The organism is Blastomonas natatoria, from assembly GCF_003201955.1.
Classification (GTDB): domain Bacteria; phylum Pseudomonadota; class Alphaproteobacteria; order Sphingomonadales; family Sphingomonadaceae; genus Blastomonas; species Blastomonas natatoria.
Genome location: NZ_QJJM01000001.1, coordinates 459,701 through 475,442, shown reverse-complemented (window position 1 = coordinate 475,442; position 15,742 = coordinate 459,701). Strand labels below are relative to the sequence as shown.

General features: G+C 64.0%; 15 protein-coding genes and 1 tRNA gene. 12 read left to right on the top strand and 4 right to left on the bottom strand.

Annotated elements, in window-relative coordinates; translation table 11 throughout:
* Positions 1 to 25 precede the first annotated feature (25 nt).
* Genes C7451_RS02415 through C7451_RS02405 form a run of 3 tightly spaced genes read right to left on the bottom strand, consistent with a single transcriptional unit; the run spans position 26 to position 3,513 of the window.
* A complete protein-coding gene (locus tag C7451_RS02415; protein WP_110297349.1) occupies positions 26 to 1,033 on the bottom strand; it encodes a histone deacetylase family protein in 1,008 nt (335 codons plus the stop codon).
* Complete coding sequence (locus C7451_RS02410) at positions 1,030 to 2,964, bottom strand: S9 family peptidase (protein WP_110297348.1); 1,935 nt, start codon at positions 2,962 to 2,964, stop codon at positions 1,030 to 1,032. Before C7451_RS02410 ends, C7451_RS02415 begins: the two co-directional genes overlap by 4 nt.
* 54 nt (positions 2,965 to 3,018) lie before the next feature.
* Positions 3,019 to 3,513 carry a flavodoxin family protein gene (locus C7451_RS02405; protein WP_110297347.1) on the bottom strand — a complete coding sequence of 165 codons (495 nt, stop codon included), beginning with the start codon at positions 3,511 to 3,513 and terminating at the stop codon, positions 3,019 to 3,021.
* 206 nt (positions 3,514 to 3,719) lie between these two features.
* On the opposite strand from C7451_RS02405, the gene recJ reads away from it, so the two are divergent.
* The 12 genes from recJ to C7451_RS02340 all read left to right on the top strand — a co-directional run bounded on the left by recJ (position 3,720) and on the right by C7451_RS02340 (position 14,888).
* Entirely contained in the window at positions 3,720 to 5,504 is a 1,785-nt protein-coding gene (gene recJ, locus C7451_RS02400) for a single-stranded-DNA-specific exonuclease RecJ (RefSeq protein ID WP_110297346.1), read from the top strand.
* 75 nt (positions 5,505 to 5,579) lie between these two features.
* A tRNA-Glu gene (locus C7451_RS02395) sits at positions 5,580 to 5,654 on the top strand.
* A gap of 536 nt (positions 5,655 to 6,190) precedes the next feature.
* Positions 6,191 to 7,588 carry a methyl-accepting chemotaxis protein gene (locus C7451_RS02385; protein WP_167398398.1) on the top strand — a complete coding sequence of 466 codons (1,398 nt, stop codon included), beginning with the start codon at positions 6,191 to 6,193 and terminating at the stop codon, positions 7,586 to 7,588.
* A 19-nt stretch (positions 7,589 to 7,607) separates the two neighbouring features.
* Positions 7,608 to 7,886, top strand: coding sequence for an STAS domain-containing protein (locus tag C7451_RS02380; protein WP_110297344.1), 279 nt, complete (start codon positions 7,608 to 7,610; stop codon positions 7,884 to 7,886).
* Positions 7,883 to 10,216 (top strand): chemotaxis protein CheA, encoded by a 2,334-nt coding sequence (locus C7451_RS02375; protein ID WP_110297343.1) that lies wholly within the window; start codon positions 7,883 to 7,885, stop codon positions 10,214 to 10,216. Before C7451_RS02380 ends, C7451_RS02375 begins: the two co-directional genes overlap by 4 nt.
* Positions 10,213 to 11,082, top strand: a complete 870-nt coding sequence (locus tag C7451_RS02370) for a CheR family methyltransferase (RefSeq protein WP_110297342.1) — start codon at positions 10,213 to 10,215, stop codon at positions 11,080 to 11,082. The genes C7451_RS02375 and C7451_RS02370 overlap by 4 nt, the downstream gene beginning before the upstream one ends.
* The gene (locus C7451_RS02365; RefSeq protein ID WP_110297341.1) at positions 11,079 to 12,116 is read left to right on the top strand and encodes a protein-glutamate methylesterase/protein-glutamine glutaminase; all 1,038 of its coding nucleotides are present in this window, start codon (positions 11,079 to 11,081) and stop codon (positions 12,114 to 12,116) included. The genes C7451_RS02370 and C7451_RS02365 overlap by 4 nt, the downstream gene beginning before the upstream one ends.
* Entirely contained in the window at positions 12,116 to 12,658 is a 543-nt protein-coding gene (locus C7451_RS02360) for a chemotaxis protein CheD (RefSeq protein WP_110297441.1), read from the top strand. The genes C7451_RS02365 and C7451_RS02360 overlap by 1 nt, the downstream gene beginning before the upstream one ends.
* Before the next feature lie 17 nt (positions 12,659 to 12,675).
* Positions 12,676 to 13,056, top strand: a complete 381-nt coding sequence (locus C7451_RS02355; protein ID WP_110297340.1) for a response regulator — start codon at positions 12,676 to 12,678, stop codon at positions 13,054 to 13,056.
* A 27-nt stretch (positions 13,057 to 13,083) separates the two neighbouring features.
* Positions 13,084 to 13,521, top strand: coding sequence for a chemotaxis protein CheW (locus C7451_RS02350; protein ID WP_110297339.1), 438 nt, complete (start codon positions 13,084 to 13,086; stop codon positions 13,519 to 13,521).
* Between the two features lie 37 nt (positions 13,522 to 13,558).
* On the top strand, positions 13,559 to 14,608 hold the full coding sequence (locus tag C7451_RS02345) for a chemotaxis protein CheB (protein ID WP_110297338.1): 1,050 nt from the start codon (positions 13,559 to 13,561) through the stop codon (positions 14,606 to 14,608).
* Entirely contained in the window at positions 14,598 to 14,888 is a 291-nt protein-coding gene (locus C7451_RS02340) for a hypothetical protein (protein WP_110297337.1), read from the top strand. The genes C7451_RS02345 and C7451_RS02340 overlap by 11 nt, the downstream gene beginning before the upstream one ends.
* 76 nt (positions 14,889 to 14,964) lie before the next feature.
* Here the strand turns inward: C7451_RS02340 and C7451_RS02335 are convergent, their stop codons facing one another.
* Positions 14,965 to 15,636: a TadE/TadG family type IV pilus assembly protein gene (locus tag C7451_RS02335; RefSeq protein ID WP_110297336.1), complete on the bottom strand. Its 672-nt coding sequence runs from the start codon at positions 15,634 to 15,636 to the stop codon at positions 14,965 to 14,967.
* Positions 15,637 to 15,742 lie beyond the last annotated feature (106 nt).

Here is a 15,742-nt window from a genome sequence, read left to right as displayed (position 1 = left end):
AACTTCGCGGGGCACCCATGTCTGTCTACCCGAACCCCGCCAGAAACGCCGCGACATTCGCGCCCAGTGCGTCCACCGCATAGCCGCCTTCCATGACGATCACGGTCGGCAGATCGAGCGCTGCGATCGATCTCGCTATCGGCGTGTAATCCGCCGTCTGCAGGGCGAACTGCGAGATCGGGTCGCCGGCAAAGGTATCCGCACCGAACGAAACGCACAGCATGTCCGCGCCGAAATCGCGGATCGCGGCGAGGCCTGTATCCAGCGCAGCGGTATAGGCGGCCAGGTCCGTGCCGCGCGGCAGCGGCAGGTTGAGCGTGGCGCCCTCGCCTTCCCCCTCGCCGTGTTCGTCGGCATGGCCCCAGAAGAACGGATAGTCGGTCGCGGGGTCGGCATGAACCGAGACGAACAGCACGTCGCCGCGATCGTAGAATATGTCCTGGGTGCCGTTACCGTGATGGTAATCGATATCGAGGATCGCGACGCGCTTCTTCCCCGCCGCTATTGCCGCCTCAGCCGCCACCGCGATATTGTTGATGAAGCAATAGCCGCCGAGATAATCCGCGCCGCAATGGTGGCCCGGCGGACGGCACAGCGCGAAGGCCGCACGCTCCCCCGCCAGAACCGCCTCGGTCGCGGCCAGCGCCGATTGCGCCGCCCAATAGGCGCTGGTCCAGGTGCCCGCAGCGATCGGGCTGGAGGCATCGAAGCTGAACTGGCCGAGATCGGCGTCAATGCGGTTCAACTTCAAAGGACGCCGCCCGACAACCGGCCAGGCATAGCCATGCGCATCGCCGTTGCGCCCCGCTTCGACCCAGCGCGGGTGCGCGCTCTGCAGGAACTCGAGATAATTGTCGCGATGCACCCGGCGGATCGGTTCCATCCCGTAATCGCGCGGAGCCTCGACATAGCTCAGCGCCTCGAGCACGTTCTCCATTCGCCCGCGATGTTCGGCATAGGGCACATAGGCGCCGTTATGCAGCTCCATCGCAGGCGCATGGTCATGCTGGCGCGCGTCGAAGAATGTCCTCATTGCGCGAACAGCTTCTTGAGGAAGACCGTCTCGACTTCGCGGCGCAGGTCGTTGTTGGCCTTCTTGAGGAAACCGTGGCCCTCATCGGCGTAGAGCACGTACCAGGTCTCGACGCCGTTCGAGCGGAGCGCGGCGACCACCTGGTCGGATTCGGACTGCGGCACGCGCGGATCGTTCGCGCCCTGCATCACCAGCATCGGCTTGGTGATCCTGCCCACATTCTTGAGCGGCGCGATCCGTTCGAACACCGCGCGCATCTTGGGATCGCGCTCGTCACCGTATTCGGCGCGGCGGTTGTCGCGGCGATAGGCTTCGGTATTAGCCATGAAGCTGATGAAATCGCTGATGCCATAGCGCTCGACCCCGCCTACCAGCTTGTCCGAATAAAAGGTCATGCTGGCGAGCGACATGTAACCGCCATAGGACTGGCCATAGACCGCGATCCGCCTGGCATCCATGCCGGGCTGCGCGCCTGCCCAGTCGATCAGCGCGCCAATGTCCTTGACGCTGTCCTCACGCAGCGGCCCGTTGTCGAGATTGAGATACTTGGTGCCATATCCGTCGGACCCGCGCACATTGGGCAGGATGACCACGGCGCCCAGTATATCGGCAAAATATTGCGCGCCGGGGTTCCAGCTCGGCCGGGTCTGTGCCTCGGGCCCGCCATGGATGTCGATGATCACCGGCAGCTTCGCGTCAGGCGCAGCATTTTTTGGCCGATAGACAAAGGCGGGGACCGAAAGCCCGTCAAAGCTCTTGAAGCGGATCAGGGTCGGTTCGGATAGTCTGGCAGCATCAATCTCTCCGGCTTCGGACTGTGTCCAGCGCGTGACCTTGCCGCTGCCGAGATCGACATCCCAGACATCTCCCGCCGTCGTTGCATTGGTGAGGCCCACCGCCAGCTTCCCGCCATCGGGCGAAAAGGCCAACGCGGTCACGACGCCGCGCGGCAGTGCGGGCGACGATACGGCACCCGGCGTAGTAAGCGAGCTGAGCAGAACCCGCGAATAGCCATCCTCGTTGATGGTATAGGTCAGCGTGCGGCCGTCAGGCGAAAGGTCATAGGACTCGACATCCCAGTTTACCCTGTCGGACAGCTGGGTCATCTGGCCCGTGGCAGTGTCGATCCGCACCAGCCGCCGGAAATCGCTGCCCGCATTGGTGATCGCGACAATCGCCTTGCCGCCATCGATGAAGCGCGGATCCTCGAACCGCGCCCTGGCCTTGAGCGACCAGTCGAGCGGGGTGACCTTGCCGCTGGCCATGTCGAGCAGCATCAACTGGTTCTCGCGATTGGAAATGCCCTTGCCAAGCAGCACCGTCGCCTTGTCGGCGCTGATGTCCTGCGGCCCGACTGCGCCGGTGCCCTGCCAGACCATGCGTCGGCTTTTGGGGTCTGCGGGATCGGCGGCCATGATCGCGTAATCGGGCGAGCCCTTGGTGGCGCGCGACCAGACCAGCAGGCTGCCATCCTTGGCGAAGACCGGTGACTGGTTGCGCGTCACCGGCTCGGTCAGCGGCTGGCCGACGCCGTCGAGATCGCGGACGAACAGCTGGAACCATTCGTCGCCACCGGTATCGCGGGTCAGCACGAACCGATTCTTGCCAGGAACGACCTTCGCGCCGCCTACAGGCTCGCCATAATAGGTCAGCTGTCGCCGCGCCGCACCGGGCGCGGGCACATGGTGCACCTGCAAGGTCGAACCGAAGCGCGTGGTGATCAGCATCGATCCGTCGGGCAGCCAGTCCTGGAAGCGCGCCTCGCGATAATTCTGATAGCGCTGCACGGCGTCGCGGATGTCCTGCGGAATCTCCGGCACGTTTTCCAGCCGCGCGGTTCCAACCTGGCGGGTTTCGACTGGCGCCTGCTGAGCTGCAGCGGGAACAGCGATCAGCGCGGCGACAGCCAGCAGCGACGAACGGAACAGCATGCGATACTCCCCTGGAATGGACCCAAATCTCGTTTCAGATGCAAACACTTAAGCTCAGAAAATGCCCATGGCCAGCCCCGCGCCGATCATCGCGCCCAATTCGCCGCAGCGAGCCAGAGCAGCTTCGTCCGGAAGCTTGGGCGCAGCAATCTGCTCGGGCGTCTGCGCATGGGTGCAGACGATCAGACTCTCGGCGATGCGCTTCAATCGCCAGCCGGTCGAGATCCGTTCGATCTGCCGCACAGCCCCTGCCCCGTCCGATCCTGCTGCGACCATCGCCGCATAGGGTCGGCCCTCGATACGCCCGAGAAGGGGGTAGTAGCTCTGGTCGAAAAATTCCTTCATCGCGCCGGTCATGCTCGCCAGATTCTCCGGACAGACGAACAGATAGCCCGAGGCGGCAAGCAGGTCTTCGGGGTGTGCCTCATCTGCCGCCAGCATGCGCACCTCGCCTTCGGCGCGCGCCGCATCCGCTGCTGCCTGCGCCATCGCGCGCGCCGTACCGGTGCGGCTGTGCCAGACGATGAGAAGGGTCGGTGGCTGGGACATGGGCATGGTCTATCGATGCTGGAGAGAACGTCCAAGCCCTTGCGACAGGCTCTCGCCAAACTTTGGCTGGCAGGCTAGACCTTCTGAAAGACCAGCACCGTTCTCCGGCGAAAGCCGGAGCCCAGAGGCGAGATTGCTCCGTGCCCGCTCTGGATTCCAGCTTTCGCCGGAAAACGGTTCATTCTCATAACCAGGAATTCCCCCGCATGGCCACGCTGCATCCCGATCCGGTTCTCGGCATAGCCCGATCGCTTACCGACCAGCCCTGGCACTGGCGAGGCGCGGAGGGCGACCGGCGGGAGGCCGATCTGCAGCCCGACGATCTGGTATCACTGCTGCTGCTCAGCCGGGGCGTTCCGCGCGACGATCTGGAGCGGCACCGCGCGCCCACGATCCGCAGCTTCATGCCCGATCCCTCGATCTTTCGCGACATGGACAATGCTGCCGACCGCCTCGCTCTGGCCGTGATCGCGCGCGAGAAGGTGACCATCTATGGCGATTACGACGTCGACGGAGCGACCAGCGCAGCCTTGCTGATCCGGCTGCTGCGCGCTCTCGGGCTCGAGGCAGGTGCCTATATCCCGGACCGGCTGATGGAAGGCTATGGCCCCTCCGGCGCCGCGCTGACCAAATTGGCCGAAGCAGGATCGACGCTGATCGTCACCGTGGATTGCGGCGCCATGGCCTATGAGGCGCTGCAGATGGCACACGAGGCAGGCGTCGATGTCGTCGTCGTGGATCACCACAAATGCGCCGCCGAACTGCCGCGTGCCTTTGCGCTGGTCAACCCGAACCGGCTCGACCAGGACGACGAGGCGGCATCGCACGGCCATCTCGCCGCCGTGGGCGTCGCCTTTCTGCTAGCCGCTGCTGTCGTGCGGACCCTGCGCGCGCAAGGCTATTTCACCAGCCGGCCGGAGCCGGCGCTGATGGAGATGCTTGATCTCGTGGCACTGGGCACTGTCGCCGATGTCGCGCAACTGAAAGGTCTCAACCGCGCGTTCGTGGCGCAGGGCCTCAGGATCATGGGGCGCAGGCGCAATATCGGCATGGCCGCGCTGATCGAGGCGAGCAGGCTGACCCGCGCGCCGGTCTGTTCTGACCTCGGCTTTGCGCTAGGCCCGCGCATCAATGCAGGCGGACGCGTTGGCTCGGCGGACCTTGGCGTGCGATTGCTGACCACCGAAGACGAGACCGAAGCGCGCGCCATCGCTGCGGAACTGTCGCGGCTCAACGACGAGCGCCGCGCCATCGAGGCGATGGTCCAGGAGGAGGCAGAAAGCTTGCTCGCCGCGCAGCACAACCGCGCCGTGGCGGTGCTCGCAGGCAAAGGCTGGCATCCAGGGGTCATCGGGATTGTCGCCGGTCGGATCAAGGAAAGGACGAATCGCCCCTCGCTGGTCATCGCGCTGGATGATGCGGGAATCGGCAAGGGATCGGGCCGCTCGATCCCCGGCGTCGATCTGGGCGCGGCAATCATCGCGGCCAAGGATGCCGGGCTGCTCGTCGCGGGCGGCGGCCATGCGATGGCGGCAGGGCTGACGATCAACGCGGATCTCCTCGACCGTTTCAGCGAGTTTCTGGAAGAGCGTCTGGCAGCGCCCGTCGCGGCAGCTTCGGGCGCCTCGCGGCTGCTGGTCGATGCGCTGGTCGCGCCGCGTGGTCTGACGCCCGAGCTTGTCGAGCAGATGGAATCGGCCGGGCCCTATGGCATGGGCTGGCCCGCGCCGCGCATCGCCACCGGACCAGTACGAATCGTGCGCTGCGATGTCGTCGGCACCACGCATGTCCGCGCGATCGCGGCGGGCGATGACGGTGCATCGTTCAAGGCCATGGCGTTCCGCAGCGTCGACACGCCCTTGGGTCAGGCTCTGCTAGGCGCCCCGCGCGACCGGCGATTCTGGCTTGCGGGGCGGGTAAAGATCGACAACTGGAACGGCAACCACGCCGCCGAAATGCATGTGGACGACCTTGCTCCAGTGGATTTCTGAAAAAGCGGAAAAAAGCCAAAACGGGCGCTTGACTGCACGAAGCCAACTGCTTAGAGGGGCGCTTCCCGCACAGATGGCCCCTTCGTCTAGCGGTTAGGACGCGGCCCTTTCACGGCTGAAACACGGGTTCGATTCCCGTAGGGGTCACCACTCTTCATGGACGAAGAGTGTTGACGGACGGATATCCTCATAACATTTCCTGCGCCGAAAAGGGCCTCGCTCGTCATATGGTCATGCCTGCTTGACGCGCGAGCACAGTTTGTTGCGAGCACCTGTCGAAGCGATGGGACAGTGCGACGCGCGCTCCGGTATTTTTGCGCCGATCGCTTTTTTTTGCGGCGCCGCAAACAGGACTTTCCGGGCGGGCGCCACCAGCTCAACAATGCCTGCTGAACCTGCATCTGCTATTTGCGGGACTGGCCTGGCTCGCCGGTCGATTCCATGAAGCCGGTAAATTCACCCAAGCTTTCCAATTCCTTGGCTTGGCACAGTTCGCCATCACCCCTCCCGCAAGGCTGGCCCGTGATAACCGCCGCGTTCTGGCGGAGAGCGTCATCGTACGCTTCGCCGGTCGGCTCGGTGCCAAAGCAGCGTAACCACGCGGGCATTTATCATTAACCATTGTTTATCGGTTTGCCGATTATCGCGAGTCTCCGACGCTTGCCGACGGCAGCAATGGGGGGCACATGTTTAAAGACTTCAGCGCGCATTATCCTATCCGCAAGAAATTCGACATCATCTTCACGGTCTTGGTGGCGCTGACCGCTGTTCCTGTCGTGCTCGGCGCCGCCGATCTCGTGAGTGGCGAACCTGGAGCTGGGGCTGAGCTTCTGGTGGAACTGGCTGTCATGCTGGCTGCAGGGGCGTTCGTCCTGTTTGCGAAGAAGGCGATCTGCGATCCGTATGTGGCCACCATCGTGCGCATGGAGGCGCTGGCTGCCGGCGATCTCCAGAGCCCCATAGCCTATACCGATCATCGGGATTGCGTGGGCCGGATGAACAAGGCGATGCTCGCCTTCAAGGACAATTCGGTCGCACGCACCGGATCGGATGACGCACTGCACGTCGTGGTGACCGAGCTTACGACTGGCCTGCAGCACATGAAGCAGGGCAATCTCAACTACGCGATTCATCAGAGCTTCGACGGCGAGTATGATTCGCTGCGCCGGAATTTCAACGAGACGATGGAACAGCTGTGCCAGCTGCTTACCCAGACCTCGTCCGCCGCAGCCAATGTTCTCACCGGAGCCTCCGAAATCCGCTCGGCATCGGGTGATCTGGCCCAGCGGACCGAGCAGCAGGCCGCCAGCCTTGAAGAAAGCGCCGCCGCGATGCGCGAGGTGACCAGCATGGTCCAGCAGACCGCGCAGAACGCGGCCGAGGTCGGCAAGCAGGTGAGCGAGGCGCACAATGCCGCTACGGACGGCGGCGCCGTGGTTCGCCGCGCCGTGCAGGCAATGGACGCGATTCAGAAATCCTCGAGCCAGATCACCAACATCATCGATGTTATCGACGGCATCGCGTTCCAGACCAACCTGCTTGCACTCAACGCAGGCGTCGAAGCAGCCCGCGCGGGCGATGCCGGCAAGGGCTTTGCCGTGGTCGCCAACGAGGTGCGCGCCCTCGCCCAGCGTTCGGCCGATGCCGCCAAGGACATCAAGGAACTGATCACTGCATCGACGGCAGGTGTTTCCGATGGCGTGGCCCTGGTCGACGAGACCGGAACCGTGCTCGTCCAGATCAGCGACCGCGTGGCAGCCATCAACGAGCGCATCACCGAGATATCGTCCTCTGCGCAGATCCAGGCCACGAGGCTGCAGCAGGTCAATATCGCCGTCGGCGAGATGGACAAGATGACCCAGCAGAACGCCGCGATGGTCGAGGAATCGAATGCTGCAGCGCGCAGCCTTGCCGAAGAGGCCACCGATCTTTCGCAGGTCGTCCAGCGCTTCCAGACCGGCAATGTCGTTCCCGCAAGGCCAGCGAGCGCCAAGCCGGCCCGCCGTGCAGCAGTAGCGCGCGCTCCGATGGTCTCAGGAAACCTCGCATTAACCAATTCCGACGAAGACTGGTCTGAATTCTGAGGAACAGGAGAACAGGGTGATGACTCAACTGACTCTGCCCAGCCGCTGCGACCGCGCCGCCGCGATCGCGCTGCACCCCGAATTGCGGGACAAGCTGAAGGCAGGACCGGTGACGCTCGACGGGTCGGACGTCTCTGCGCTCGGCCAGGCCATGCTCCAGCTGCTGCTGAGCGCGCGCCAGACCGCGAATCGCACCGGGCAGTCGCTCACCATCACTCCGTCCGAGAAGATGCGCTCAACGCTGACCAATGCCGGAGCTGATCCGGACATGCTGTGCGGAAATGGAATGGCGTCATGACGAACGAGGAAATCCGTACCATCTTCTTTGCCGAGTGCGAGGAAGCTCTGGCATCTGCCGAGCGGGCGCTGACCATCTGTCGGACCCAGCCCGACAATATGGACGCGGTCAACGACGTGTTCCGTTCGGTCCACTCGATCAAGGGTGGCGCAGGGGCATTCGGCTACACGTCGCTGCAGGTCTACACCCATGGTTTCGAGACATTGCTCTCGGACGTGCGCGACGGCATCCTGCCGATGACCGAAGACTTGCTGTCGCTGCTTCTGCGGGCGCTCGATCTGCTCGGCGATCACGTGACCTGCGCGCTCGAAGGGCACGATTCGCCCGATGACAGCGCAATGCTGGCCCAGCTTGCCGCAGCCCAGCAGGGTGGCGCGGCTGCGCCTGCAGAGTCTGCTCCGGCCGCCGCTGCGCCAGTCGCCGCCGAACCCGAACCGGAACCGGTTGCTGTCGCAACGCCCGAGGAACCGGCTGCTGCCGAAACCATGTCGAGCGTCGACGACCTGCTGTCGTTCGATCTTGACGCGATGCTGAGCGACATTGCCACCGACATCACGCCTGCCAAGGCAGCATGGCGCGTCAGCATGAAGCCCCAGGCCAGCGCCATGCTGAACGGCGGTGAGCCGTTGCTGCTGCTGCGCGAACTGCGCTCGCTGGGCGAAGGCACCGTGCGCCTCGACACCAGTGCGCTGCCCGATCTCGACAGCTTCGATCCCGCTGGCGCGTATCTCGCCTGGGACGTCACCCTGCCCGGGGAGGTCGAGCGCGATGCGATCGAGGACGTGTTCGGCTTCTCGGGCGACGATCTGGACGTTGCAATCGACTCCGGCTCTGGCATTCCTGCCCCGGTCAGCGCTCCGCCCGCCCCGGTCGAAGTTGCGCCGGAACCCGCACCCGCTCCTGCTCCCGCACCTGCTCCTGCCCCTGTGGCAGCGCAGCCCGTGGAACAGCCCGTTGCAGCGCCCGCGCCCGTAGTGACGCCGGAACCGGTAACCGCCGCGCCCGTGGCTGCGGCTGCGCCCGCTGTAGAGCCGGCGCCCGCGCCTGCTGCCGCAGAACAGGCAGCAGCTGCTGAAAAGCCTGAAGCTGGCGCGAAGCCAGCGCTCGTTTCGTCGCAGGCCGCGCCGCCCGCGGCGCCTGCGGCCCCCGTGTCGCAATCGGTCCGCATCGACCTGCGCAAGCTTGACCAGCTGATCGACACCGTCGGCGAAATGATGATCGCCCAGGCCATGCTCGGCCAGCAGATGTCGTCCTATGGCATGCGCAACAGTAGCGAACTGGCCATGCTCGAATCGCTGACGCGCGATGTGCAGGAACGTGCGATGGCGATCCGCGCGCAGCCGATCAGCACCGTGTTCAGCCGCGTGCCGCGTCTGTTGCGCGACCTGCAGGCCAGCACCGGCAAGAACATCAATCTGGAAGTGTCGGGCGAAACAACCGAAATCGACAAGACGATCATCGAGCGTCTGGGCGATCCGCTGACGCACCTGATCCGCAACGCGGCTGACCATGGCATCGAAGATGCTGCCACCCGCACCGCGAACGGCAAGAGCCCCGATGGAACGCTCAAGCTCTCGGCCGAGCAGCGCTCGGGCCGCATCCTGATCCGCATCGAGGATGATGGTCGCGGGATCGATCAGGCCAAGGTGCTGAAAAAGGCTGTCGAAAAGGGCCTTGTCGCGCCCGACGCCAACCTTTCGGCTGACGAGATCAACAACCTGATCTTTGCCCCCGGCTTCTCGACCGCCGAGACGGTTTCGAGCATTTCCGGTCGCGGCGTCGGCATGGACGTGGTCCGCCAGAACGTGAAGGATCTGGGCGGGCGCATCACCGTCAAGACCGAGCCTGGCGCCGGCACGAGCTTCATCCTGACGCTGCCGCTCACGCTTGCCATCGCCGATGGCATGACCGTGACCGTCGGCACGCAGACTCTCGTGCTGCCGCTGTCGCACATCGTCGAGAACCTGCGTCCCGGCGAAGGCGAGATCCACCGCCTGGGCAATGGTCGCCTGATGCTCAAGGCCCGCGACCGGTTCATCCCGGTGGTCAACATCGCCCGTGCGCTCGACCTCGACGGCCAGATCAACGATCCCACCGAAGCTGTGCTGATCATCGTCGATACCGAACTTGCCGGACAGGCCGCCCTGCTGGTCGATTCGATCGTCGACCAGCGGCAGATCGTCATCAAGAGCCTCAATGCCAATTATCGCTCGGTCGAATGCGTCGCCGGTGCCACCATCCTGGGCGATGGCCGTGTCGCACTGATCGTCGATGTTGATGGTCTGGTCGCGGCCGAAGCAGGCACGCAGAGCTACCGGGAGGTTGCGTGAACGCGCAAACCCTCTCCTTTGAAACCCTGCCGGGGATCAGCCGCGCGGTCTATTCGCCGGAGGATTTTGCCACCGTGCAGCGGCTGGCGCATGAAACGGCGGGAATCGTCCTGGTTCCGGCCAAGTCGATGCTGGTCTATTCGCGCCTTGCCCCGCTGGTGCGCGAATCGCGTTTCACCACCTTTGCCGATTATCTTGCTTCGTTGAAGAATAACGAGGACGAGCTCCGCCGGGTCATCTGCGCGCTGACTACCAACCACACCTATTTCTTCCGTGAAGAGCATCATTTCGAGCATCTGGGAGAAGAGATAGCACCGGTCCTGATCGCCAAGGCGCGCAAGGGTCAGCCGGTGCGCATCTGGTCGGCAGGCTGTTCGAGCGGCGAGGAAACCTGGTCGATCGTCACGACAATACTGGGCGAAGACCCGCGCATGGCGGCTGCGCTGGCAGGCACCGACCTTCGCATCCTGGCCACCGATCTTGACGACAATGTGCTCGCGACCGCGCGCGCAGCGACCTACACGACCGAAAACATCTCCGCCATGCCGCCCGAGCTGCGCAGGCTCTGGACCCAGGCCAGCGGATCGACGACGACCATCAATCCCCAGGTCCGCAATCTGGTGAGCTTCAACCGGCTCAACCTGCTGCATGACTGGCCGATGAAGCGGCGGTTCGACGTAATATTCTGCCGCAACGTCATGATCTATTTCGACCAGCCGACCAAGGAGCGTCTGGTCGCACGCTTTGCCGACCAGCTTCTGCCGGGCGGCCATCTCTACATCGGTCACAGCGAGCGCGTCATAGGCCCTGCTGCGGCCTGCCTTACGCAAATCGGTAAGACTATCTACCTTAAGGAGGGCGCATGACCATCCGTGTCCTGATCGTTGATGATTCTCCCACCATGCGTGCGCTTCTGGTCGAAGCGCTGCGTCCGGCGACGGACATCCAGGTGGTGGGCACCGCTGTCGATGCGCGCGAAGCGCGCAGCATGATCAAGGCGCTCAACCCGGACGTGGTGACGCTGGACATCGAAATGCCGGGCATGAGCGGGCTGGAATTTCTGGAAAAGCTGATGACGCTGCGTCCGACGCCGGTGGTCATCGTGTCGGGCCTTGCCGAAAGCGGTTCGGCCATGACCGTCCGCGCTCTCGAGATCGGCGCGGTCGAATGCTATGCCAAGCCGAGCGGTGCTGCGGGCAACATTCTGGTCTCCGACCAGGGCCGCCTGGCCGAAATGATCCGCAACGCCGCCCAGGCCAAGGTTCAGGCGCATGACCGCGTCCGCCCCGCCCCTGCCCCGCGCCAGACGCTGGGTTCGGCGCAGACCCGGCTCATCGCGATCGGCGCATCGACCGGCGGAGTGGAGGCGCTGCATGTGCTGCTCAGCCAGTTCCCTGCCGATTGCCCCCCGACCATGGTGGTACAGCACATCAACGGTGCCTTTGCCGAAGCCGTCGCCCGCCGTCTCGATTCGGTCTGCGCGCCCAAGGTGATGATCGCCGAACCGGACCTGCCGGTGCGGGCAGGCCATGTCTACATCGCACCAGGCACCGAGCGGCATCTGGAAGTCCGGGGAAGCGGCGCATCGGGCATGTATGTCCGCGCAAGGCCAGGCCCGAAGGTCAGCGGCCACCGGCCCAGCGTCGACGTGCTGTTCCATTCGGTCGCGGAAAATCTGGGCGCAGACGCCATCGGCATCCAGCTCACGGGCATGGGCAATGATGGGGCCCACGGGCTGCTCGCCATGGCAGAGAGCGGCGCGATGACCATCGCGCAGGATGAGGCGACCTCTGTCGTGTTCGGCATGCCGGGCGCAGCGATCGCCCTGGGTGCAGCCAGCGTGGTCGCACCGATCCACCGCATCGCTCAGGTCGCCTTCGGGGGAGTAGCGCTATGCTGATGGAACCCATCGACTTTTCCAAGCACAAGCGGGTCCGCCTGATGGTGATGCAGGGCCAGGCCCGCGTGAGCGGCGATCCGCGGCTTGAGCTGACGACTGTGCTTGGCAGCTGCATTGCCTGCTGCCTGTACGATTCTTCCAACAATATCGGCGGCATGAACCATTTCCTGCTCGCCAGCCCGGGCAATGATGCGGGTCTCGACGAGCATTACGGCGTTTACCTGATGGAAGTGCTGATCAACGAGATGCTGGCCTATGGCGCAGACCGCCGGATGCTGCGCGCGCACCTTTACGGGGGTGCCAACATGTCGTCCGGGATGAGCTGGATCGGCACCGCCAATGCCGAGTTCGCGAATTCCTTCCTGAAGGCGGAAGGCATTCCGCTGGTCAGTCAATCGCTGGGTGGGCCGTCGGCTCGCCGTGTCGATTTCCGCCCTTATCACGGCCAGGCCCGTTGCCGCATCGTCGACAATTCGCAGGCACCCCGGGATATGCCCACACCCAAGCTCCGTGAAGATCACGGCGATATTGAGCTGTTTTGAGAAGAGGACCCCAGAAGATGACCTGTGCTCAAGATAAGACCCGCATCCTGACCGTCGACGACAGCCCCAGCATGCGCGCGCTGCTGAAGCACGCGCTCACCGCAGAGGGCTTTCATGTCGATCAGGCCGATGACGGCGTTTCCGCGCTGGATTGGCTTAAGGAAAACGAATGCGATGTCGTTATTACAGACATCAACATGCCACGCATGGACGGCTTCGGCCTGATCGAGCATCTGCGGAAAGGCGCGATCCACGAAAATCGCCCGATCCTGGTGCTGACGACCGAAGCGTCAGAGGAGAAGAAAGCACAAGCGCGCCGGGCCGGTGCGACAGGATGGATCGTCAAGCCGTTCGACGCGCAAAAGCTCGCTGCAGCCGTGCGCCGCGTCACGCATTGATGCCGTTCGATTGTTGAGGGAAGTAAGATGAACCGCCAGCTGATCACGTTTGAAGTCGAGGGCCAGACCTTCGGTATCGACATCATGGGTATCCGCGAGATCCGCGCCTGGTCTCCCACCACACGTTTGCCGCGCGTGCCTGATTATGTCGCTGGCGTGGTGAACCTGCGCGGTATCGTGCTGCCGGTCATCGATCTGGCAGCGCGCCTCGGCTGGAACAAGTCCAAGCCCGGCGAGCGCCATGTCATCATCGTCACCGAGGTTGCCGGGCAGCTGAAGGGGATGATCGTCGATGCAGTTCGCGACATCGTCACGTTCGATCAGAGCGCGCTGCAGCCGCCGCCGACGACGGGCGATTCGGTGCTGCCGTTCCTCGAGGGTCTGGCATCGCTGGATGACCGCATGGTCATGGTGCTCGATCTGGGCGCCCTGACGCACGAAGTTGAATTTGCCGACGCTGCCTGAACGCAGCACCGTTTCCCGTAATTGAAGGGTCAATACAATGACTGCCGCCGCCCGTGTCCTGATCGTCGATGACTCCATCACCATGCGTGCGCTGTTCACCAGCGCGCTGGAAAAGGACAAGAATATCGAGGTGCTGGGCGCTGCCCGCGATGTCATCGAAGCACGCGAACTGATTGCCGAGTTGCGCCCCAACGTGCTGACGCTGGACGTCGAAATGCCGGGCATGAACGGCATCGACTTCCTCGCCGAGCTGATGGCCGAGCGCCCGATCCCGGTCGTGATGCTCTCCACGCTGACCCAGAAGGGCGCGGACATCTCGCTGCGCGCGATCGAGCTGGGCGCCGTCGACTGTTTCCCCAAGCCCCAGAAGGCAACGGCAGAAGAGTTCGCCAAGATCTCGGGCAAGCTGTGCAAGACGGTGCTGACCGCCGCGCGCACCAATCTGGAAGCGCGCAGCAAGGCCAAGGATGCGGTCGATCTCAGCGCTTCGTTCAACTACCGCTGGAACGGCCAGGTGCTGGCGATCGCTGGCGGCATGGGATCGATCGACCCGGCCACCGTGGCGGTGACCAGCCTGCCCACCAATTGTCCGCCGACCATCGTTTCGCTGGCGATCGACGAGGCGCTGACGGCATCGCTGGTGGCCAATCTCAACAAGGATTGCCGCGCGCAGATCAAGATCGCCGAAGACGGCGCGCTGCTCGAGCCCGGTATCGTTCATGTCGCCGTCGATCCGCGCTTCCACGTCGTCATCGACAGCTGGCCGAACGGCCGTATCCGCCTGGTCGAACGCGATCCCGTGAACGGCGCCCGTCCCTCCGCCGACCTCTTGCTGGCATCGCTTGCCAGGACCGTGGGCGCAAAGGGCGTCGGCCTGCTGCTCTCGGGTGGCGGCGAAGACGGCGCAGCGGGCATGGCCGCCCTGCGTGCAGGCGAAGGCACCTGCCTGCTGCAGTCGCCTGATACCGCACTCATCCCCGAAATGATCGGCGCGGCCGTTGCCAAGGGCATCATGAACTTTGTTGCTCCCGCCGATTTCGGTGCACGCCTGTGCCCGGTCGACGAGGCTACGCAGAATGCTGCATGACCGTTCTGCTCTGCGCGTCATAGCCGATCTCCTGCGCTCTACAGGGCATCTGACCGAACAGGTCGGCTCTGCCCTGTGCCAGGACGTGGAGACGGCAACGCGCAACCTTACCCTCCTGCAGGATATCGACCTGCTGGCACAGCGTCAGGTTGCGATCGCCGAGATCCTGGAATCCGAGGACATGGCGCAGTCGCTGGCGAACAGCCGCCTCGAATGGATCGCCAGCGCCTATCGCCCGGCGAATGACGCCGGCGGCACGGCGTCCGCTCAAAGCGCCTAACGACAGGACACTGAATGCGCCTGCCCGGCCGGGCCGGCATCGCGCCACGAGGCGCGCTCAGCTTGCCAGCTGCAGGCTAGACACCGCTGGTTTGCGGCAAGATCGTATCATATTTGTCGCACGTCGAAAGCCTGGCTGCCGAGACATTGTTGGTCGGCGCACTCCCGATCTCGCGCGCATCTCGAACCGTATAGGCCGCTTCCTGACGCAAGGGTTGTGGATCGACAAAAAGGTCGCCGAACAGCGGATCGTAGGTGAAGGTCAGCTCCACATACATGACCGCCGTGCCAGTGCTGGCACTTATCCTGTCGCCAGCAGGCCCCATGCCGGGAAAGCTGGTGTCCGATGCGCCCGTCCCTTCGGCTCCGTAATCCGATACCTCGGCCAGCTTGCCCTTGCACCGCTGCCACATGATGGTCTGGCCGCCATTGGAGTTGACCTCCAGGCTCGACAGCACCACCCGGCCGGTTTCGAAGACATCCAGCGCACCACCCTGAATGGCCGCTGCCTGGAAAACGTCATTGATCTGCTGCTCGTTGATCTCCTTGGCACCCAGGGCAGAGTTCAGCGTTCCGATGCGCGAGGCATTGTCGGCCAGGTTGAGCGCAATCTGACTGAGTTTCATCTGGGTGATGGCCAGATTGGCCACCTCGGTACCATACAGACCCAGTCCCAGGAAGATGGGCAGCGAAAAGGCGAACTCGAGCAGTGCCACGCCCGAGCGGTCCTTTCCCAGCCGTTTCAGCATCGACGGCCTCGATGGCGCTGCACGCCCGGCGAGCGTCCGACGAGACCAGGACTGGGGATGGATCATCGCGACGAATTGCCTTCACTATGAAGACTTTTGGGCTAGG